This window comes from Hymenobacter plasmatis (genome assembly GCF_020711255.1).
In the GTDB taxonomy this organism is placed as follows: domain Bacteria; phylum Bacteroidota; class Bacteroidia; order Cytophagales; family Hymenobacteraceae; genus Hymenobacter.
The window spans coordinates 33528-53151 of sequence record NZ_JAJFAW010000031.1 but is presented as its reverse complement, the minus strand read 5'-3'; the positions used below and the strand labels follow the sequence as shown (position 1 = coordinate 53151).

Genomic DNA, 19624 nt, shown 5'->3' with positions numbered 1-19624 from the left:
CCGGTGCGCCGCCGCGCCCCTCCCCCTCTCGCCCTCCGCCCCAGTGGCCCATCCGGCCCTCACCGTTCAACGCCGAGACGCGAAGTGTCGCGTCTCTACCCCGGGCTGCGTAAGGAAGGAAAAATGGATATTTTAACCTGCGCCGATGCCCAGTGAACCCCGGAAGTTACCCGCCACTTTTTTTCAGAGGCCCGATGTGCTGCAGATAGCGCGAGACTTATTGGGCAAGCACTTATACACCAACATTGACGGCGTGGTCACGGCCGGCCGTATTGTCGAAACGGAAGCTTACCGGCACGAAGGCGACCACTCGCTGACGCTGCACCTACAGCGCAAGCGCCTGCAAGCCAAAGGCCTGCACGTACCCGGCGGCCACGCCTACATCTACACCGTCTACAACCGCTACGCGCTGTTCAACATCGCCACCCACGATGCCACGCACCCCGATGCGGTGCTGATTCGCGCCGTGGAGCCCACCATCGGCATTCCCGAAATGCTGCGGCGGCGCGGCCTGCCCACCGCCAAGCGCGCCCTCACCGCCGGCCCCGGCGTGCTGAGCCAGGCCCTAGGCATCACCACGGCGCTCACCGGCCTGCTCGTAACCGGCGAGGTACTCTGGTTTGAAGACCACGGCGAGGAAGTAGCCCCAGCCGATATAATAGCCAGCGCCCGCGTTGGGCTGGAATATGCCGGCCCGGAAGCGGCGGAGCTGCCGTGGCGCTTCCGGCTGCGCAACAGCCAGTGGGCCAGCCCCGCGAAATAGACACTAGCTCTTTTCAGGCGCGGGGTAGGGGTTGGGGTGCTTGATTTCGAGCCAGCGTTCGGGGCGGTCGATGGGCTCGTAGCCGAAACGTTGATAGAGCGTGTGGGCGTCGAAGGTGGCCAGCAGGTGGCGGCGCAGGTTTTGCAGGTCGGGGTGGGTTAGCATTTGGCCCACCATCCATTTAGAAAGGCCCAGGCCCCGGAACTCGGGCAGCACGAATACGTCGCAAAGCCAGGCAAACGTGGCCTTGTCCGTCACCACCCGGCAAAAGGCGGCCAGGCGGCCATCGGGGGCGTACACGCCGAAATTTAGGGAGTTGGCAATGGCGCGCTCCAGGGTGTCGAGGGGCATGTGCCGGCCCCAGTACGATTCCACGCTCAGCCAGTGGTGAACGGCGGCAATGTCGAGCCGGGCGAGCTCGGTGCTGAGCACGTAGCCGGAAGGGTGGGTTGCGGTGAAGATAGCAGACATGAGCAGGGGATATGATGAATGCGCCCGCAAGCTACAAATACAGCCCGCGGCCGGCCCGGTAGCATCCGAACGGTTTGGGGTTTCGTTTGTTGAATCATCAGAGCAAGTTTCTCGGGATTAACCTTTTGCCTATTGCCATGAAATTTCTACGCAACGCATTGCTGGCCTTTTGGGCCGTGGGGCTGCCGCTCACGGCGTGCGCCCAGGCCCCCGCCCTGACCACCTTCCCGGTGGGCGCGGCCACTGTCACGGCCTCGGCCCTGGTCACGAACCTGAGCACCGTCTGGGAGCTGGTGTGGGGCCCCGACAATTTCATCTGGATGACCGAGCGGGGCGGCCGCATCAGCCGCGTGGACCCGACCACCGGCCAGGTGCTACCGCTGCTCACCGTGCCCGACGTGACCGAAACCGGCGAGAGCGGCCTGCTGGGCCTGGCCGTGACGGAACCCTTCCCGGCGGCCGTGCCACAGGCCGCTACCTACTGGGTGTTTGTGGTGTACAACTACACGGACCAAGGCGTGCTGAAGGAAAAGCTGGTGCGCTACACCTACACCAGCAGCGGGGGACTGGGCAGTCCGCAGGTGCTGCTCGGCAACATCACGGCCACCACCACGCACAGCGGCTCCCGCCTGCTCGTGCTGCCCGACCACACCCTTCTCATGACCACCGGCGACGCACAGCAAACGTCGGAAGCCCAGAACCCGGCCTCGCTCAACGGCAAAATCCTCCGGCTCAACTTCGACGGCACCATCCCGGCCAATAACCCCATCGCCGGCAACCGCCTCTATACCCTGGGCCACCGCAACCCGCAGGGCCTGGTGCAGCTGCCCGATGGCCGCATCTACAGCTCGGAGCATGGCCCCAGCAACGACGACGAAATCAACAAGATTGAGGTGGGCCGCAACTACGGCTGGCCCAACGTGGAGGGCAACTGCAACCTGCCCGCCGAGATGACCTTTTGTGCCGCCAACAACGTGCGCGAGCCCCTCACCACCTGGACGCCCACCATTGCCCCGGCCGGCCTCACGTACTACGACCACCCCGCCATTCCCGGCTGGCGCGGCAGCCTGCTGCTGGCCGTGCTCAAAGACAGCAAGCTCACCCAGCTGACTCTCGACGCCACCGGCAACGCCATCACCAACCGCACCGATTTTCTGTCCGGCTTTGGCCGGTTGCGGGCCATTTGCGTGTCGCCCCAGGGCCGGGTGTACATCGGCACCAGCAACCGCGACGGCCGCGGCAGCCCCGCCGCCACCGACGACCGGATTCTGGTGCTCGAAAACCGGGCGTACGTGGCCACCGCCACCCGGCCCACCGCCTCGGGCTTCGCGTTCGAGCTATTTCCCAACCCGGCCCGCCGCCAGGCCACCGTGCAGCTGCCCGGCCCCACCACCCGCCTCACCGTGCGCGACCTGCTGGGCCGCACCCTGCTCACGTTTCGGCCCACCGGCCCCGTGGCCACGCTGGACTTGGCCATGCTGCGCCCCGGCAGCTACCTGGTGCAGGCCGATGGCCCCGCGGGCAGCCTCACCCGCAAGCTGGTGGTAGAGTAGCCCAATTTTCAGCTCAACGCGCTACAGGTGGTGGCGCTCGTTTTTCACGGCATTGCGCAGGTTCCATTCTACCTCGTGCCGGAACGGGTGCTGGCGCACGGGGCAATCGGGCATGAGGCACAGCGAGCACGCCGCAAACGTGCAGGGGTCGGCGTGGACGAACATCTCCACCTCCACGTCGAAGCGCGACCGGATGAGCTCCTCAATGTCGTGCACTTGGGTATGCACCTCATCCAGCGTAAAGTAGTAGGGCATCTGCATGTGGCAGTCGATGTGCAGGTTGGAGCCGTAGCGCTGCACCCGCAGGTTGTGCACGTCAATCCAGGACGTCCGGCGCTGGGCCTGCAATTCGGCAATCACCTCGGCCACCGTGGCGGTATCGGTTTCGTCCATCAGGCCCGACACGGCGTGCCGCAGCATGCGCCCACCGTTCACCAGGATGAAGCCGCCCAGCAGCAGCGCCGCCCCGGAGTCGAAGCGCACAAAGCCGGTGAGCGCCACCAGCACCAGCGCGCCCGACGACACAATGGACGTCAGCGCGTCGATGTACAAGTGCTGCCCGTCGCCGATGAGGGCCACCGATTTCAGCTGCCGGCCGGTGCGTACCAGCACCAGCCCCACGCCCAGGTTCACGACGGCAGTGCTGGCCAGCAGCGCCACGCCCCAGTCGGGCCGGGCCACTGGGTGCGGGTGCAGCAGGCTCAGCGTCGAATTGTAGAGGATGAAGGCGCCGGCAATAAAAATCAGCGCCCCCTCAAAGCCGATGGACAGATACTCCACCTTGCCGTGGCCGTAGGGGTGGTTTTCGTCCTTGGGCAGGCCGGCCAGGTAGAGGCTATACAGCGCAAACCCGCTGGTAAACACGTTGATGATGCTCTCAAGCGCATCGGTGAGCACGGCCTGCGAGCGGGTGAGGTGGTAGGCGTAAAACTTCACGGCCACGAGTCCGGCGCTCACCACGAGGGAAAGCAGGCCGAGGCGGCGTTTGGTTTGGGAAGGCGTCATGCAAATCGAATTTCCGGGCAAAGGTCGGCAGCCCGCGGCGAGCGCCACCGTAGCGGCAGCCCCGCGCCTGGCGGCCACGGCCGGCCGGGTCGCTAGGCGCTCGGTAAAAACCTGGAGCCTAAGCGAAACCTTTTTGTAAATATTCTGTATTTAAGGCAGTCGAAAAATATTTTTAGGTTACCCTAAAAATTGCGTATCTTTATTCTGAATCAATACTCATCCGTGCCTCCATCCACTACAACTCAACCCAAGATGCCCGCGCCCGAGAGCGGCTGGCGGCACGCCCGCCGCGGCAATTCCCTGAGTGAGGTGTATGCCAGCATCCGGGTGCCGAAGACCGACGCCTCGTTCTGGCGCAAGCTGATGGCCTTCTGGGGCCCCGGCCTGATGGTGGCCGTGGGCTACATGGACCCCGGCAACTGGGCCACCGACCTGGCCGGCGGCTCGCGCTACGGCTACACGCTGCTGTCGGTGGTGCTGATTTCCAACTTGTTTGCCATGCTGCTGCAGCACCTGGCAGCCAAGCTGGGCATCGTGACCGGGCGCGACCTGGCCCAGGCCTGCCGCGACCATTACTCGCGGCCCGTGAGCCTGATGCTGTGGGTGTTGTGCGAGGTGGCCATTGCTGCCTGCGACCTGGCCGAAGTCATCGGCTCGGCCATTGCCCTCAACCTGCTGTTTGGGCTGCCGCTGGCCTGGGGCGTGGTGCTCACCACTCTCGACGTGCTGGTAGTGCTGTATTTCCAGAATAAGGGCTTCCGCATCATCGAAAGCCTGGTGGCGGGCCTCACGGTGCTGATTTTCGGCTGCTTCGCCTACGAAATCATCGTGTCGCGGCCCGACTGGGTGGCCCTGGCGCACGGCCTGGTGCCCCAGCCACAGGTGGTTACCAACCCTGGCATGCTGTATGTGGCCATCGGCATCCTGGGCGCTACGGTGATGCCGCACAACCTGTACCTGCACTCCAGCATCGTGCAAACCCGGCAGATTGAGCAGACCGAGCCCGGCAAGCGCATGGCCATCAAGTTCGCTACCATCGACTCGACGGTGGCGCTGTTTCTGGCGTTTTTCGTGAACGCGGCCATCCTGGTGACCGCCGCCGCGGCCTTCCACGGCAAAGGGCACGACAACGTGGCCGACATCGCCGACGCGCACCAGCTGCTCACGCCGGTGCTTGGGGCGGGGGCGGCCAGCGCGCTGTTTGCCATTGCCCTGCTGGCCTCGGGCCAGAACTCCACCCTGACCGGCACGCTGGCCGGGCAGATTGTGATGGAAGGCTTTCTGGACTGGAAGCTGCCGCCCTGGCTGCGGCGGCTCATCACGCGGCTGGTGGCCGTGATACCGGCCCTGATAGTGACGCTGCTTTACGGCGAAAAGGGCACCGGCAAGCTGCTGGTGCTCAGCCAGGTGATTTTGTCCATGCAGCTCAGCTTCGCAGTAGTGCCGTTGGTGCTGTTCACCAGCAGCCGGGCCAAGATGGGCGTGTTTGTGAACCACCCCGTGGTGCGGGTGCTGGCATGGACGGTATCGGCGGTCATCATCTCGCTGAACGTGTTTTTGCTCTGGCAAATGGCCACGGGCCGGTAAGCCGGTGGCTGCTCTATACTATGGTGTATTAATTATTTATCTGACTTATAGCTGTTTGAATCATGGGTTATGAAACGCATCCTACTGCTTTTTTTGATGTTTCCGCAGTTGCTGCTGGCTCAAACGGGTACGCTCAGCGGCACCGTGCGCGACGAGCAGCGCCGGCCCGTACCCTTTGCTAGCGTAGCGCTGCCCGCCAGCGGCTTGGGCGTCACGGCCGATACGGAAGGAAATTTCCTGCTGCCCAATGTGCCCGCCGGCCAAGTGCGGCTGGTGGCCAGCGCGGTGGGCTACGCCAGCCGCACGCACAACGCCACCCTTGCCGCGGGCCAAACCCTGGAGGTGCCGCTCACGCTGGCAGCCGCCGCGGCCGCGCTCACCGAAGTGGTGGTGACGGGCGTATCGCGCGCCACCGAAATCCGGCGCAGCCCCGTGCCCATCGCCACGCTCAGCCGCCGCGAAATCAGCCTGAACGCCAACACCAACGTCATCGACGCGGCCGTGCGCGGCATCCCGGGCCTGAGCGCCGTCACCACCGGCCCAAACGTGTCGAAGCCCTTCATCCGGGGCCTGGGCTACAACCGCGTGCTGACCCTCTACAACGGCCTGCGCCAGGAAGGCCAGCAGTGGGGCGACGAGCACGGCGTGGAAGTCGATGGCTACGACATCGAGCGGGTGGAGGTAGTGAAAGGGCCCGCCAGCCTGCTCTACGGCTCCGATGCCGTGGCCGGCGTGGTAAACCTGCTGCCCGCCCTGCCCAGCGGCCCCCAGGGCCAGCTACGCGGCGAAGCCCTCACCGAATACCAATCTAACAACGGCCTGGTGGGTAAGTCGCTGGGCCTGAATTATCAGAAAAATGGCTTCCAGACCAGCTTTCGGGCCAGCCACCGCCTGGCCCGCGACTACCGCAACAGTGTAGACGGCCGGGTCTACAACACCGGCTTCCGCGAGCTGACCCTCACGGGCATGGCCGGCGTGAGCAAGGACTGGGGCAGCTCGCACTGGTACCTCACGCTCTACGACAACCTGCAGGAAATCCCCGACGGCAGCCGCGACTCGCTCAGCCGCCGCTTCACCCGGCAGGTGGTCGAAAACAAGCTGGACGACGTCAAGCACCGGCCCTTGGTGACCGACGAGGAGCTGCGCTCCTACGCCATTGGGGCCCTGCACCAGCGCATCCGCCACTACCGGGTGTTCACCAAAACGCAGGTGCACCTGGGCGGCGGCGAGCTGCACCTGCTGCTGGGCGCTCAGCAAAACAGCCGCGAGGAATTCAACCACCCCACGGCCCCGGCCCAGCCCGGCCTGGCCCTGCGCCTCACCACCTACACCTACGACGTGCGCTACCACCTGCCGGACTGGCAAGGCCTGCAGATAAGCCTGGGCAGCAACGGCATGGGCCAGCTCAACCGCCACCAGAACGCCACCGACTTCCCCATTCCCGACTACAACCTACTGGACGCGGGCGGGTTTCTGCTCCTGAAAAAGCCCCTGGGCAAGCTGGAGCTGAGCGGCGGCCTGCGCTACGACACCCGGCTCGTGACCTGGCACGACTTCTTTGTGGCGCCCAACCCCGCCACGGGGTTTGATGCCAAAGCAGGCGCTGGCACGAGCGGTGCGGTCCCGCAGTTTCCGGCATTTCGGCGGCGCTACCAGGGGGTGTCGGCCAGCCTGGGCGCGAGCTTCGTGGCCACCGAGCATCTCACCCTGCGCGCCAACCTGGCCCGCGGCTACCGCGCGCCCAACATCCCCGAAATCGGCTCCAATGGCCTCGACCCCGGCGCGCACATCGTGTACCTGGGCAACCGCGGCTTCCAGCCCGAGTTCAGCTGGCAGCAGGACGTGGGCGTGCTCTGGCACCAGCCCACCCTCGATGCCAGCGTGGAAGTGTTTCACAACTACGTGCAGAACTTCATATACCAGGCCCGGCTGCTCGATGCGGCGGGGCAGCCGGTGGTCATCGTGCCCGGCAATACTACCTACCAGTTTCAGCAGTCGGCCGCCCGCCTCTACGGCCTCGAAGCCAGCCTGAACCTGCGCCCCGCCGCCCTGCCCTGGCTGGCCTGGAACACCAGCGTGGCCCTGGTAAACGGCCAGAACGCCGACGCCGGCGTGCTCGAGCGCCAGGGCGCGGCCGCCCGCTACCTGCCTCTGATTCCGCCGCTGCGCGGCCGCTCCGAAGCGCGCGCCACCCTGCCCGCCACCTCGGGCCGCCTCACGGGCACCTACTTCCGGGCCACCGTGGACGGCAGCGCCCGCCAAACCCGCTTCTACGCCCTCGACAACACCGAAACCGCCACGCCCGGCTACGCGCTGCTGGGCCTGGGCGCCGGCACCACCTGGACCAGCCGCGCCGGCCGGCCGGTAGCCCAACTTTTTGTGCAGGTCGATAACATATTCGACGCCGCCTACCAGGCCCACCTCAACCGCCTGAAATACTTTGAGTACTACGCCGCCGCGCCCAACGGTCGCGCGGGCATCTACAACCCCGGCCGCAACGTGGGCGTGAAAGTGGTGGTGCCGTTTTAGGCCTGAAGTTGAGCTAAAAGTGCCGCCCGCGCGTACAAGCGGCCATGAAACACCTTTTCGCTTGCCTGTTGTGCGCGCTGCCCGTGCTCAGCTGGGCCCAGGAAACGCCCAAGCCCTCGCCCTACGATTCGGCCCACTTCAGCTGGCGCCAGCCCGTGCCCCGCACCCGCCTGCGCGAGCTGCAGCCCGACCGCCCCGGCGTGACCGAAAGCCCCTTCACCGTGGATGCCGGGCACGCCCAGGTCGAAGTCGACGGCTTGCGGCTGATAAACAGCGGCTCGGGCCAGGATATCCGCACCCGCGACCTGCACGTGGCCTACAGCAACGTGAAGTTCGGCCTGAGCCGCCGCACCGACATTCAGGCCGAAGTGCCGCTCTACGCCATTGCCAAACAGCAGGCCGCCAGCGCCGACGCGTGGCAGGACCGCAACTCGGGCTTTGGTGACTTGGCCATCCGGCTCAAGCACAACTGGCTGGGCAACGACCAGAAAGTGCCGGTAGCGCTGGCCACGGTGGCTTTTGTGCGCCTGCCCACCGGTGGAACTGTCGGCAACGGCGCCGCCGAATACGGCCTGATAGTGCCGATGAACGTGGAGCTGAGCAAAAAATGGACCCTGGAAGCCCAGATTGAATCGGACCTGAACTACGACCGCGAAGAGGCGCAGCACTTCCTGCGCCTGGCGCCTTCGCTGGCCTTCGACTACGAATTCACCAAAAAGCTGAGCCTGCTGGCCGAGGGCGTGACTCAGTGGAATTCGCTGCAGCACCAGTGGCAGAGCTCCGTGAACCTGGCCCCCATCTTCAACATTACCGAGAATTTCCAGGTCGATGCCGGCACCCACCTGGCCCTGGACCGGCAGATTGACCACGAGTATTTCATGGGCTTCACCCTGCGCCGCTAAACCGGCTGGGGCCCGTACCTTTGCGCCGCCAAGGTGCCAACCCCCAATCGCGGGGCGCGGCTGAAAAGGGAATCCGGTTTAAGGCCGGAGCTGTCCCCGCAACTGTACGCTTCACATCGGGGTGGGCCCCGTACGCCACTGTTCGCGGTTGGTTTTCGCTTTGGAAATCAGCTCAATTGAATGGGAAGGCGGCCCACTCGGCGGAGCAAGCCAGGAGACCTGCCCGGGCATTCACAGGTTCAGCATTCGCGGAGGACGAATGGAGAAAGAGAACAGCAGCGGCTCTCGGGCCGCTGGTTTATCAACTGTTTTTCGGCCTCGGCCCGGCAGCCATTTTCTTCAAAATGAAGCAAGCGGCGATGGGTTTTGAATCGAATTTTCTTCATCGAAAATTTGATTCGGATGCGTTGTCTTTTATTTGGTTGGGCTGGTCTTCGCGGCGGCCTGCTGCTCCTGCTGGGGCTGGGGGCCGCTCGTGCCCAGCAGCTGCCCGCGGCCTCCGCGGCTCCCCTCGATTCAGCCCAACTCACCCGTCGGCAGCACCAGCTCGGCGAAGTGCGGGTGCGGGCCGTGGGCCCCGAGCGGTTCGCTGTCGGCAGCCAAAAAATCGAGCTGGATTCCGCCGTGCTGGCCCAATACCGTGGCGCCACCCTGGCCGACGTGCTGCAGGCTCGCACCCCCCTGGCCCTGAAGAGCTACGGCCCCGGCCAGCTGGCCACCATTGCCCTGCGTGGCACCTCAGCCCAGCATACGGCCGTGCTCTGGAACGGACTCAACATCATGCTGCCCACCCTGGGCCAAAACGACTTTTCTTTGCTGCCGGTGGGAGCCAACACGCGGGTGGCGGTGCAGCCCGGCCCGGCCGCCGCGCTCTACGGCAGCGGGGCCGTGGGCGGCGCCGTCCTCCTCAACACCGACCCCGACTGGCGGCCCGGCTTCCGGGGCAGCGTGCAGGCCGATGCCGGCAGTTTTGGGCTGGCCGGCGGCAGCCTCGAAGCCCGCACCGCCACCCCGGCCGTGGCCGTGCGCGTAGCCGCCAGCTACCGCCAGGCCCAGAACAATTACTCCTACGTGCTGCGCGAAGCCCGCGGCCCCGTGCGCTATACCCTGCAAAATGCCGCCCTGCGCCACCAGTGGAGCATCAGCCCCGACGTGGCCTGGCGCGTGGGCTCGGCGGGGGAGCTCACCGCCGCCGCCTGGCTCACCGACGCTGACCGCGAAATCCAGTCGGGTGTGAACGTGGCGGGCAGCCAGGCCCGCGAGCGCGACCAAAGCCGCCGCCTGGTGCTGGGCTACCGCCACGTGGCCGCCCGGCAGCAGTGGGCCGTGCGCGGCGCCTGGTTTGAAGACGTGCTCAACTACCGCGACGGCGGCGCCCCGAGCAACTCCCGCGTGCGTACCACTCAGGCCCAGGCCGAGCACACCGCGGCCCTGGGCCCCCGCGGCAGCCTGCGGCTGGGTGCCGAAGCCCAGCATTTTGCCGCGCTGGTGGGTGGCTACGGTACCGAGCAAGTAACCGAAAACCGCGCGGCCGCCTTTGCCTTGCTGCGCTACGACCCCCGCCCGGCGCTGCGCCTGTCGGCCAACCTGCGCCAGGCAGTGCTGCCCGCCGGCCTGGCCCCGCTCACGCCCACCGTTGGGCTGGAATGGGACCTGCTGCCAGCCCAACCAGATTCCCTCACTCAGTCGCTCAATCACTCAGTCACTGTCAAAGCCAGCGCGGCCCGCAGCTACCGTGCGCCCACCCTCAATGAGCGGTTCTGGCTGCCCGGTGGCAACCCCTTGCTGCGCCCCGAATCGGGCTTGGGCTACGAGGCCGGGCTGCGCCACCGCGTGGCGCTGCAGCCGGGCACCGCGCTGGAAACGGAGCTGACAGCCTTCCGGCAAGACGTGGACGACTGGGTGCAGTGGCTGCCCAGCGCCAGCACCGGCATCTGGAGCCCGCGCAACCTGCGCCAGGTGCGCAGCCAGGGCCTGGAAGCCAGCACCGCGCTGCGGCTGCGCTGGCGCCACTACGTGGGCGGCGTGCAGCTAGCCTATCATTTCACCGACACCCGCAAAATCCAGGGCTCGGCCGCCGATTCCGACCCGGTGGGGGTGCAACTGGCGTTTGTGCCGCGGCACCAGGCCAGCGTCAGCACCGACCACCGCTGGCGGGGCTGGCTGCTGAGCGGCACGTATGTCTTCAGCAGCTTCCGGTATATCAACGCCTCGGGCACCAATTTTTTGCCGGCTACGGGCCTGCTGGGCGCCACGCTGGGGCGCACGCTGCGCGGGCCGGCCGGCACCAGCCTGCTCGTGCTGCTGCAGGGCACCAACCTGCTCAATCTGGCTTACGACAGCTATCCAAGCCGCCCGGCTCCGCCCCGCGCCGTGAGCGCCAGCCTGCGGTTGGGCTGGCGTTAAAGAGCCTGAAAAGGCTTCTGATTTATTTCTCTGCCATTTTTTACCCCATCTGCCGGCTGGCCCGGCAATGCCTTTTTATGAAAAAACAGTTTGTTCCCTTCCTCGCGGCGTTGGCCTTGCTGGCCGCCTGCGACCCCCAAGGCACCATCGATACGCCCGCCCCGGCTGCCACTACTGGCGTGTTCATCCTCAGCGAAGGCCAGTTTGGGGCCGGCGATGGGGCCGTCAGCGTATTCGATAAAGCCACCAAAGCCGTTACCCTCGACGCTTTTAGTAGCGCGAACAGTGGCGCCAAGCTGGGCGACGTGGTGCAGAACATGGGCGTGCAGGGCAGCCGCGGCTACATCGTAGTCAATGCCTCCAAGAAAATCGAAGTGGTGAACCTGCCCGATTTCAAAACCGCTGGCACCATTACCGGGCTCGACCAGCCGCGCTACTTCACGGCCACCTCCGCCACCCGCGGCTATGTCACGGAGTGGCGCGGGCCCTACACCGGCTACCTGCCCGGCGTGCTCAGCATCCTCGACCTGAGCACCAACACCGTGGCCAGCCGCGTGACGGTGGGCCGCAACCCGGAGCAGCCACTGGCGCTGGGAGGCAAGGTGTACGTGCCCAACAGCCTGGACAACACTATTTCAGTAGTAGACGAGGCCACCGGCACGCTTTCCTCCACCATCACCGTGGCCGACGGGCCCTCGAGTATGGTGGCCGATAAGGACGGCAACATCTGGGTGCTCTGCTCGGGCTTTGTAACGTACCTGAGCGCGCCACCCTACACGGCCCGCGTTTCCAACGGCGCCCTCGTCCGCTTCAGCCCCAACAGCCCGGCTACGCAATTCAAACTCACGTTTCCGGCCACGTCTGGCCCCAGCAAGCTGCGCATCAACCCCGCCAAAGACCAGCTCTACTACAGCTTTGGCGGCGCCGAATACCAGCTCAGCACCACTGCTACGGCCTTGCCCACGGCCCCGTTCATCCGCCGCAGCTTCTCGGGCTTTGCTATCGACCCGCGCGACAACACCGTCTTCGGCGGCATTTCGCCCAGCTACAACAGCAACGGCCGCTTCATTCGCTACCAGGCCTCCGGCGCCGCTATTGATTCCTTCGATGTGAAGGTTGGGCCAAACGGGTTTCTGTTTTATTAGGCCTTGCAGGCTGCCAACCTCACCCCCGGCCCCTCTCCCGCGGAGAGGGGAGCCAGACGGTAATTGTCATTGCGAATGGAGCGCAGCGGAATGTGGCAATCCGTCCTCTCCCTGCGACTAGCCCTGAGATGTGATAAAGCCCTTTGATAGAAAAAGCCCCGGTACTGCGCAGTGCCGGGGCTTTTCACATTAGGAGGTTAGTCGCTGAGACCAGGACGGATTGCTTCGCTCCGCTCGCAATGACAAGCAGGCTCCCCTCTCTTTTGGAGAGGGGCCGGGGGTGAGGTTCCCCGCGAGAGGTCCCGTACTTATCTAATCAGCAATGCCGTCGTGGTTGCGGTCTTTGGCTTCGCCGGCGGCTTTGTAGAGCTCTTTGCCGGTGGGCTGGTGGTGGCCCGTTTCGCGGTTGATGCCGGCTGTGGTAGAGTCGCCGTTGGGCACACCACGGTCGGCGGTAGCCTCGGGGCGTTTTTTCGTGTAGCCGCGCTCCACATTGGTGTCACCCTCCTTGGTGCCCGAACTGCAGGCACTGAAAGTAGCGGTGATGGCACAGGCCACAGCGAAAGGGCGGAAGAAGTTTTTCAGCAGCATGAAAGAGCGTAAGTGAAGAAGTTGAGGATGAGCGACGCTGCAAGGTAGAAAAATAACCTGCCGCTGCCGCAACCAGAACCGTTGGTCGTGGGTACGGTTGTAGCGGCGGGCGCACTGGTTAGGTTACGCAAGGCCTCACATATTCTCATTTTTGTTTGATGTCCAATAAGATTCCTTCGCCGGCCGGGGTGCCGGCTCCATCCTATACCTATGCCGAGTTCCGGGCCCTGGTGGGGGTGCTGGCGGCCGAGCGCCGCACCAGCGGCCCCGACCAAAACCCGGGCCTCATCCGCTACACCGACCAAAACCAGGCCCACCTCGACCGCGCCTACACCCACGCCCTGCTGCCCCAGCTGGTGACAGCCCTGGCCCAGCTGCCCCGCGCCGAGCACTGGCTGGTGCTGGGCGAAGCCTGGTGCGGCGACACGGCCCACCTGCTGCCCGTGCTGGCGCGGCTGGCCGAGGAGAGCGCCGGCAACATCCGGCTGCACGTGCTGCTGCGCTCGGAGCATCCCGAGCTGATGGCGGCCCACCAAACCAACGGCGCCAACAGCATTCCCAAGCTAATCCGGCTCGACCAGGCCACCAGCAACCACTTGAGCGACTGGGGCCCGCGGCCGGCCGCGGCGCAAGCGCTGGCGCACCAGCTGCACGCCGACAAATCGCTGCACACCAACCATATCATAAAGGCCATGAATGCCTGGTACGAGGCCGATACCGGTGAGAGCTTGCAACATGAGTTGCTCGCTTTGTTGAGCTAAGATGGTGATTTAACCAAATTTTGCCCTATTTTCACATCCCCAATTCCCTAGATTATGCCCTTGCCGTTGCGTCGTCGCCTTCAAAAACACGTGGCTGCTTGGCCCTGGCGCCGGGTGGGCGTGCTTGCGGGCGTGAGCTTGGCGCTGGCACTAATGCTGGTGGTTTATTTGTTTGGAGTCAGTGACCACTTTTTTGGTCGACTTTTTTCTGCATTTCTCGTACTGTTCTGGCTGTTGGCTGTCACCTTCTTGGCGGTTGTTCCGTTTGTGACTTGGGCCACCGGGCACTGGTTTGGGCCCGGCTGGGCAGAAGCCTCCACTCCGGCTCCGCGTCCGCGCCGGGCAGGAGCTGGTGCGCTGGCCACTCGTTCTAATTCTTCACCGGCCTCCTCGCGGCGGCCCGAAACACGTTAAAGCCCTTGAAAACTAACCTACTGCATATCAAAAATATGGTGTGCCCCCGGTGCGTAGAAGCCGTGCACAACCTGTTGGAACGGGCCGGTTATCGCCCCAAGACGGTGACCCTGGGAGTAGCCGAGCTCGACGAAGCCACCCCCGCCGACCCCGAAGAGCTGGCCCCGCTGCTGCACGACGCCGGCTTTGAGCTGCTGCGCGGCCGCGCCGAACAGCTCACCGAACAAATCAAAACCGTGCTCGCCGATTACCTCGAACACCTGCGCACGGCCCGTTCGCCGCTCACCACGTCGGCGTTTCTCACCGACCGGTTTGCCGCCACGTACTCGCACCTGAGCAAGGTGTTTTCGCGCACTGCCCACCTCACCATTGAGAAATACCTCATCCGCCTCAAGATTGAGCGGGTAAAGGAAATGCTCAGCTACGGTGAGCTAACCCTGAACCAAATAGCTGACCAGATGCGCTATAGCTCGGGCCAGCACCTCAGCAACCAGTTCCGGCAAGTGACGGGCTACTCCGTGAGCGAGTTCCGCCGCCTGATGCTCCCCGAGCGGGTCTCGCTCGACGCGCTGGCATAAGCGGCCTACTTGGAGAATAGACGTAAAAAGGCGGCCACCCCTTCAGGTGGCCGCCTTTTTACGTCTTTTTTTCGTTTGTCATGCAGAGCTTATGAAGCATCTTATCACCGCAGAACAATCCGTTCAACCCTGAGAAAATGCTTCATAAGCTCAGCATGACAGCGTATTAACCCGCGTAGGCCTGGCAGGCTTCCAGACAGGCTTGGCAGGCTTTGGCGCACTGTATGCAGTGGTCGTGCGGGTGCTTGGCACACTCGGTATGGCACTTCCGACAAATTTCCATGCACTCCTTGAGCACGTGCTTGGCGTGGTCGGAGCCGCGGGCAATGAAGGCGGCGGTGATGCGGCAGATGTCGGCGCAGTCGCGGTCGAGGCGGTTGCAGGGCACCATCATGGCCACATCTTTTTCGTCGAGGCAGGCGTCGGCGCACAGCTCGCAGGCGGCAATGCAGCGGCTAAGCGCGTCGAGGACGGCGCTATTGTTCTGGCGGGTGCGCGGGGAGGCAGTAGGCATTTGCATGGTATTGAAGAGGTTAGGTTAAAGATAATAAGGCCGGTTGGCCTGCTTCATCATTACGAGAGCAGGGGCGAGAAGGACATATAGAATTCACTTTTTAACCTACATGAGTCGGGCCCAGGCCGGCGTGCTGTAGGTTTTTGGCCGAATAATGCTTCAACCTTGGGGTAGGCTAACCGGTATTACACCATGGCATTGCCATATTACTACCCTCCATCTCATGCTACAGCTATTCAATAAATTGGCCCTGGCCGCACTGCTGGCCGCGGCGCCGCTTCTTGCCGCCGTAGCGCAAACGCACGAGCACATGGACATGTCGATGCCCATGCCCAAAGCAACCAAGCCGAAAGCGGCCAAGCCTGCTCCGGCCAAGCCGGCCCCGGCCAAGGCCTCCACAGCCCGGCCCACGCCAGCCCCAGCCGCGCCGGCCCCGGCCACTGCTGCTCCCGCCGAAACCAGCCCAGCACCGGCCGCGCCCGCGCATTCCATGGAAGACATGAAGCCCGGCGAAACCATGAAAGCCGGTGAGATGCAGCACGCCCCCGGCATGGACATGCCGGCCGGCGACCACGCCATGCACATGGATATGGCCCAGGATAGCGGCATGGCCATGTCGGGCATGAGCCACGCCCTCTCGCGTAACCTGCCCATGAGCCGCAACGGCTCGGGCACCAGCTGGCACCCCGACCAGACGCCCATGTACATGTGGATGCAGCACAAGGGCCCCTGGATGCTCATGTACCACGGCGCCGCCAATGCCCGCTACACCAGCCAGAACTTCAACCACAGCAACGGTCGCGGCCACGCCAATGCCATCGACGGGCCCAACTGGGCCATGGCCATGGCCCAGCGCGAGGTAGGCGCCCGGGGCTTGCTCAACCTCAGCCTGATGGTATCGCTGGACCCCCTCACCGAAACCAACGGCGGCTACCCGCTGCTGTTCCAGACCGGCGAGTCGTACAAAGGCCAGCCGCTGATTGACCGGCAGCACCCCCACGACCTGATTTCGGGCCTCTCGGCCAGCTACACCCACGCTGTGAACGACGACGTAGACCTGAGTTTGTACCTGGGCTACCCAGGCGAGCCGGCGATTGGGCCCGTGGCCTTCATGCACCGCATTTCGGCCATGCCCAACCCCGATGCGCCGCTGTCGCACCACTGGACCGATGCCACGCACATCACCTTTGGCGTAGCCACGGTGGGTGTGCGCTACAAGCAGTTCAAGCTGGAAGGCAGCAACTTCACCGGTCGCGAGCCCGACCAGTACCGCTACGATTTCGACCGCCCCCGCGCCGATTCCTGGGCCGGCAGGCTCAACTGGAACCCCTCCGCCAGTTTGGCCCTGCAAGTGAGCCGCGCCTTCATCAAAAGCCCCGAAGACCTGCACCCCGACGAAAACGTGACCCGCACCACGGCCTCGGTACTGCACAGCAGCAGCTGGGCCGAGCGTCACTACCTGGCCTCCGCGCTGGTGTGGGGCATGAATGAGGGCACCGGCCACCACGCCGAGCACGCCGTGCTGGCCGAAACCAACCTCACGCTGGGCCGGCCCACGTTCTACGGCCGCTACGAGTTTGTGCAGAAAGACAGCGAGGAACTGGAATTCTACTCTGCCGGCTCAACGGACAACCTTGTCAGCAGCGTTTACAATATCAACGCCCTCACGCTCGGGGCCAGCTACCGGCTCGCCAGCCTGGGCGGCGCCCGCGGCCCGGAGCTGAGCGTGGGCGGGCAGCTAACGGGCTACTTCATTCCCAATTCCCTGCAAGTGGGCCAGTACGGTGGGGCCACCTTCGCCGGGCCCGGCTATGGCAAGCTGCCGCTCTCGGCCTCGGTATACCTGCGCCTCACCGCCCCGTGGATGAGCACGAAAGGCATGAACGCAAAAGACATGGGCAATATGAAAATGTGATTCGGTCCCGCCGTGCCGACCTTTGTCACAAATGAACCCCAACCGCCCCGGTTGGGTTACTTGCTGCTGTGTCGTCTCCTTTTCCCCGCATCCTGCTGCTCACCCCGCCGCTCACGCAGCTCAACACCCCGTACCCGGCCACGGCCTACATCAAGGGGTTTTTGGGCGGCCGCGGCTATGCCGTGACGCAGGCCGACATGGGCTTGCAGCTGGTGTTGCGGCTACTGTCGGTAGAGGGGCTGAAGCGGGTTTTTGCCGGAATTGAAGCTGGTGATTTCGACCTCAGCGACAACGCCAAGCGCATGGTGCGGCTGCAAAACCGCTACCTGGCCACCATCACGCCGGTTATCCGCTTCCTGCAAAACAAGGACCTGACCCTGGCCCCGCGCATCTGCCATGGCCGCTTCCTGCCCGAGGCCAGCCGCTTCGACAACGTGGCCGACCTGGAAACCGCCTTCGGCACCATGGGCCTCACCGACCAGGCCCGCCACCTGGCCACGCTCTACCTCGAAGACCTCGCCGACCTGATTAAGGAAACTGTGGGGCCGCAGTTCGGCTTCTCGCGCTACGCCGAAAAGCTGGCCCTCTCGGCCACCAGCTTCGAGCCCCTGCACGATGCCCTGCAAGCAGCCCCCAACCTGCTCGACCAAATGCTGCTCGAGGAGCTCGAGCCCCTATTGGCGCGCGTGCAGCCCGATGTGGTGGGCTTCACCGTCCCTTTTCCCGGCAACCTCTACGGCGCGCTACGCCTGGCCAAGCGCATCAAGGAAATCAGCCCAACTACCGCCACCATCATGGGCGGCGGCTACCCCAATACCGAGCTGCGCACCATTCAGGAGCCCCGGTTTTTCGATTACATCGACTACCTCACGCTGGACGACGGCGAAGGCCCGTGGCTGCGGCTGCTGGAGTATTTGAGCAAGAAAAAAGAACGTCATGCTGAGCTTGTCGAAGCATCTCTACCGCTTCGTCATGCTCCCCTCTCTGCTGGAGAGGGGCCGGGGGTGAGGTTCAACGAAGCGGTAGAGATGCTTCGACAAGCTCAGCATGACGTTCAGGATAGTAACGGACACGCTTTGGATACCAACGAAGCCGAGGACGAAGTACACTGCGCGTTGCAAGGCATTCTGTACAGCCAGCCCGACAACAGCTTCCTCCAGCGCACCTTCCTTCGCAATGCGCAGGGCCAAATCGAGTACATCAACTACCCGCACCCCGATGTGCCGCACCACGAAGTGGGCACGCCCGACTACTCCGACCTGCCCCTGACTGAGTACCTCTCGGTGCTGGAAGTGCTCAACCCCATGCACCGCCTCTGGAGCGACGGCCGCTGGAACAAGCTCACCGTGGCCCACGGCTGCTACTGGAAGCGCTGCTCGTTCTGCGACGTGACCCTGGACTACATCTCGCGTTACGAAACGGCCCCCAGCACCTTGCTAGTGGACCGCATCGAGCAAATTATCCAGCAAACCGGCCAGACCGGTTTTCACTTCGTGGACGAAGCCGCGCCGCCCCTGGCCCTGCGCGACCTAGCCGTGGAGCTGCTCAAGCGCCGCGTGCCCATTACCTGGTGGGGCAATATCCGCTTCGAAAAAACCTTCTCGCCCGACCTCTGCCGGCTGCTGGCGGCCTCCGGCTGTATCGCCATTTCCGGTGGGCTGGAAGTGGCCTCCGACCGCCTGCTGGCGCTCATGGAAAAGGGCGTGACCATTGCTCAGGTGGCCCGCGTGGCCGATGGCTTCACCCAGGCCGGCATCATGGTGCACGCCTACCTGATGTACGGCTTCCCAACCCAAACCGCCCAGGAAACCGTGGATAGCCTCGAAGTGGTGCGCCAGCTCTTCGCGGCGGGCGTGGTGCAGAGCGGCTACTGGCACCGCTTCTCCATGACGGCGCATTCGCCAGTCGGCAAAAACCCGGCAAAGTACCAGGTGGCCGCCATCGGCCCGGAGCCCGCCGGCTTTGCCTGGAACGACCTCTGGCACGACGACCCGCTCGGGACCGACCACGAAGCCTTCGGCCCCGGCCTGGCCAAGTCGCTCTACAACTACCTGCACGGCGTGGCCCTCGACGAGTCACTGAGCTTTTGGTTTGACTTCAAAACGCCCCGGCCCACCACCCCGCGCCACCTCATCCAGCAGGCCCTGCAAGCGCCCGAGAAGCCCGATTTTGCCCGGCAAAACCAGCGCCTGTTCTGGTTCGGCAACGCCCCAGAAATCCGAGTGGACCAAGGCAAAAAAGCTCCCCGCGCCGTGCTCACCTGCTACGAGCAGGCGGAAGACTTCGAAGTCAAAACCAGCGAAGCCGCCGGGCGCTGGCTTCACCAACTGCTCACCCAACTCAGCCACGACTACGACACCAAGGTGCTGCTAAAGGAAGCAGCGGCGACGTTCCCGGCCAGCGAAGGCACGTTTGAGACCTTTCTGCAAAGTCCGGCCTGGCTGTTGCTGCGCGAAAAGGGCTTACTGCTGATTTAGAAAATTGAGCTAA

General features: G+C 64.4%; 16 protein-coding genes and 1 riboswitch. Of the genes, 12 read left to right on the top strand and 4 right to left on the bottom strand.

Annotated elements, in window-relative coordinates:
- Positions 1–145 precede the first annotated feature (145 nt).
- Positions 146–763, top strand: a complete 618-nt coding sequence (locus LJ738_RS18925; protein WP_227787915.1) for a DNA-3-methyladenine glycosylase — start codon at positions 146–148, stop codon at positions 761–763.
- 3 nt (positions 764–766) lie between these two features.
- On the opposite strand, the gene LJ738_RS18920 is transcribed toward LJ738_RS18925, so the two are convergent.
- A complete protein-coding gene (locus LJ738_RS18920; RefSeq protein ID WP_227787914.1) occupies positions 767–1234 on the bottom strand; it encodes a GNAT family N-acetyltransferase in 468 nt (155 codons plus the stop codon).
- A gap of 137 nt (positions 1235–1371) precedes the next feature.
- Here LJ738_RS18920 and LJ738_RS18915 point away from each other — a divergent pair, with 137 nt between their 5' ends.
- On the top strand, positions 1372–2787 hold the full coding sequence (locus LJ738_RS18915) for a PQQ-dependent sugar dehydrogenase (protein WP_227787913.1): 1416 nt from the start codon (positions 1372–1374) through the stop codon (positions 2785–2787).
- 21 nt (positions 2788–2808) lie between these two features.
- On the opposite strand, the gene LJ738_RS18910 is transcribed toward LJ738_RS18915, so the two are convergent.
- Entirely contained in the window at positions 2809–3792 is a 984-nt protein-coding gene (locus LJ738_RS18910; RefSeq protein ID WP_227787912.1) for a cation diffusion facilitator family transporter, read from the bottom strand.
- On the opposite strand from LJ738_RS18910, the gene LJ738_RS18905 reads away from it, so the two are divergent.
- The 6 genes from LJ738_RS18905 to LJ738_RS18880 all read left to right on the top strand — a co-directional run bounded on the left by LJ738_RS18905 (position 3791) and on the right by LJ738_RS18880 (position 12361).
- Positions 3791–3931: a hypothetical protein gene (locus tag LJ738_RS18905; protein ID WP_227787911.1), complete on the top strand. Its 141-nt coding sequence runs from the start codon at positions 3791–3793 to the stop codon at positions 3929–3931. The two genes, LJ738_RS18910 and LJ738_RS18905, sit on opposite strands and share 2 nt — an antisense overlap.
- A 113-nt stretch (positions 3932–4044) precedes the next feature.
- Positions 4045–5379, top strand: coding sequence for an Nramp family divalent metal transporter (locus LJ738_RS18900; protein WP_227787916.1), 1335 nt, complete (start codon positions 4045–4047; stop codon positions 5377–5379).
- Positions 5380–5448: 69 nt separating this feature from the next.
- Complete coding sequence (locus tag LJ738_RS18895) at positions 5449–7908, top strand: TonB-dependent receptor (RefSeq protein ID WP_227787910.1); 2460 nt, start codon at positions 5449–5451, stop codon at positions 7906–7908.
- Positions 7909–7952: 44 nt separating this feature from the next.
- Entirely contained in the window at positions 7953–8810 is an 858-nt protein-coding gene (locus tag LJ738_RS18890; protein ID WP_227787909.1) for a transporter, read from the top strand.
- Positions 8811–8824: 14 nt separating this feature from the next.
- Positions 8825–9051, top strand: a riboswitch (cobalamin riboswitch).
- Between the two features lie 161 nt (positions 9052–9212).
- Positions 9213–11216 carry a TonB-dependent receptor gene (locus LJ738_RS18885; RefSeq protein WP_227787908.1) on the top strand — a complete coding sequence of 668 codons (2004 nt, stop codon included), beginning with the start codon at positions 9213–9215 and terminating at the stop codon, positions 11214–11216.
- 77 nt (positions 11217–11293) lie between these two features.
- Positions 11294–12361: a DUF5074 domain-containing protein gene (locus LJ738_RS18880; protein WP_227787907.1), complete on the top strand. Its 1068-nt coding sequence runs from the start codon at positions 11294–11296 to the stop codon at positions 12359–12361.
- A gap of 312 nt (positions 12362–12673) precedes the next feature.
- On the opposite strand, the gene LJ738_RS18875 is transcribed toward LJ738_RS18880, so the two are convergent.
- Positions 12674–12952: a hypothetical protein gene (locus tag LJ738_RS18875; protein ID WP_227787906.1), complete on the bottom strand. Its 279-nt coding sequence runs from the start codon at positions 12950–12952 to the stop codon at positions 12674–12676.
- A 158-nt stretch (positions 12953–13110) separates the two neighbouring features.
- Between LJ738_RS18875 and LJ738_RS18870 the strand changes: the two genes are divergently transcribed.
- Both LJ738_RS18870 and LJ738_RS18865 read left to right on the top strand, forming a co-directional pair.
- Positions 13111–13713 carry a thioredoxin family protein gene (locus LJ738_RS18870; RefSeq protein ID WP_227787905.1) on the top strand — a complete coding sequence of 201 codons (603 nt, stop codon included), beginning with the start codon at positions 13111–13113 and terminating at the stop codon, positions 13711–13713.
- A 419-nt stretch (positions 13714–14132) separates the two neighbouring features.
- A complete protein-coding gene (locus LJ738_RS18865) occupies positions 14133–14705 on the top strand; it encodes a helix-turn-helix domain-containing protein (protein ID WP_157780947.1) in 573 nt (190 codons plus the stop codon).
- Positions 14706–14871: 166 nt separating this feature from the next.
- On the opposite strand, the gene LJ738_RS18860 is transcribed toward LJ738_RS18865, so the two are convergent.
- Positions 14872–15219, bottom strand: a complete 348-nt coding sequence (locus LJ738_RS18860; RefSeq protein WP_227787904.1) for a four-helix bundle copper-binding protein — start codon at positions 15217–15219, stop codon at positions 14872–14874.
- A gap of 223 nt (positions 15220–15442) precedes the next feature.
- On the opposite strand from LJ738_RS18860, the gene LJ738_RS18855 reads away from it, so the two are divergent.
- A complete protein-coding gene (locus tag LJ738_RS18855) occupies positions 15443–17134 on the top strand; it encodes a hypothetical protein (RefSeq protein ID WP_227787903.1) in 1692 nt (563 codons plus the stop codon).
- Positions 17135–17202: 68 nt separating this feature from the next.
- Entirely contained in the window at positions 17203–19611 is a 2409-nt protein-coding gene (locus LJ738_RS18850) for a B12-binding domain-containing radical SAM protein (protein ID WP_227787902.1), read from the top strand.
- The last annotated feature ends 13 nt before the right edge of the window (positions 19612–19624 follow it).

Excerpts from the sequence above, each read along its gene's own strand:
- LJ738_RS18925 (WP_227787915.1), top strand. The coding sequence starts at position 146 with ATGCCCAGTGAACCCCGGAAGTTACCCGCCACTTTTTTTCAGAGGCCC.
- LJ738_RS18920 (WP_227787914.1), bottom strand. The coding sequence starts at position 1,234 with ATGTCTGCTATCTTCACCGCAACCCACCCTTCCGGCTACGTGCTCAGC.
- LJ738_RS18915 (WP_227787913.1), top strand. The coding sequence starts at position 1,372 with ATGAAATTTCTACGCAACGCATTGCTGGCCTTTTGGGCCGTGGGGCTG.
- LJ738_RS18905 (WP_227787911.1), top strand. The coding sequence starts at position 3,791 with ATGCAAATCGAATTTCCGGGCAAAGGTCGGCAGCCCGCGGCGAGCGCC.
- LJ738_RS18910 (WP_227787912.1), bottom strand. The coding sequence starts at position 3,792 with ATGACGCCTTCCCAAACCAAACGCCGCCTCGGCCTGCTTTCCCTCGTG.
- LJ738_RS18900 (WP_227787916.1), top strand. The coding sequence starts at position 4,045 with ATGCCCGCGCCCGAGAGCGGCTGGCGGCACGCCCGCCGCGGCAATTCC.
- LJ738_RS18895 (WP_227787910.1), top strand. The coding sequence starts at position 5,449 with ATGAAACGCATCCTACTGCTTTTTTTGATGTTTCCGCAGTTGCTGCTG.
- LJ738_RS18890 (WP_227787909.1), top strand. The coding sequence starts at position 7,953 with ATGAAACACCTTTTCGCTTGCCTGTTGTGCGCGCTGCCCGTGCTCAGC.
- LJ738_RS18885 (WP_227787908.1), top strand. The coding sequence starts at position 9,213 with ATGCGTTGTCTTTTATTTGGTTGGGCTGGTCTTCGCGGCGGCCTGCTG.
- LJ738_RS18880 (WP_227787907.1), top strand. The coding sequence starts at position 11,294 with ATGAAAAAACAGTTTGTTCCCTTCCTCGCGGCGTTGGCCTTGCTGGCC.
- LJ738_RS18875 (WP_227787906.1), bottom strand. The coding sequence starts at position 12,952 with ATGCTGCTGAAAAACTTCTTCCGCCCTTTCGCTGTGGCCTGTGCCATC.
- LJ738_RS18870 (WP_227787905.1), top strand. The coding sequence starts at position 13,111 with ATGTCCAATAAGATTCCTTCGCCGGCCGGGGTGCCGGCTCCATCCTAT.
- LJ738_RS18860 (WP_227787904.1), bottom strand. The coding sequence starts at position 15,219 with ATGCCTACTGCCTCCCCGCGCACCCGCCAGAACAATAGCGCCGTCCTC.
- LJ738_RS18855 (WP_227787903.1), top strand. The coding sequence starts at position 15,443 with ATGCTACAGCTATTCAATAAATTGGCCCTGGCCGCACTGCTGGCCGCG.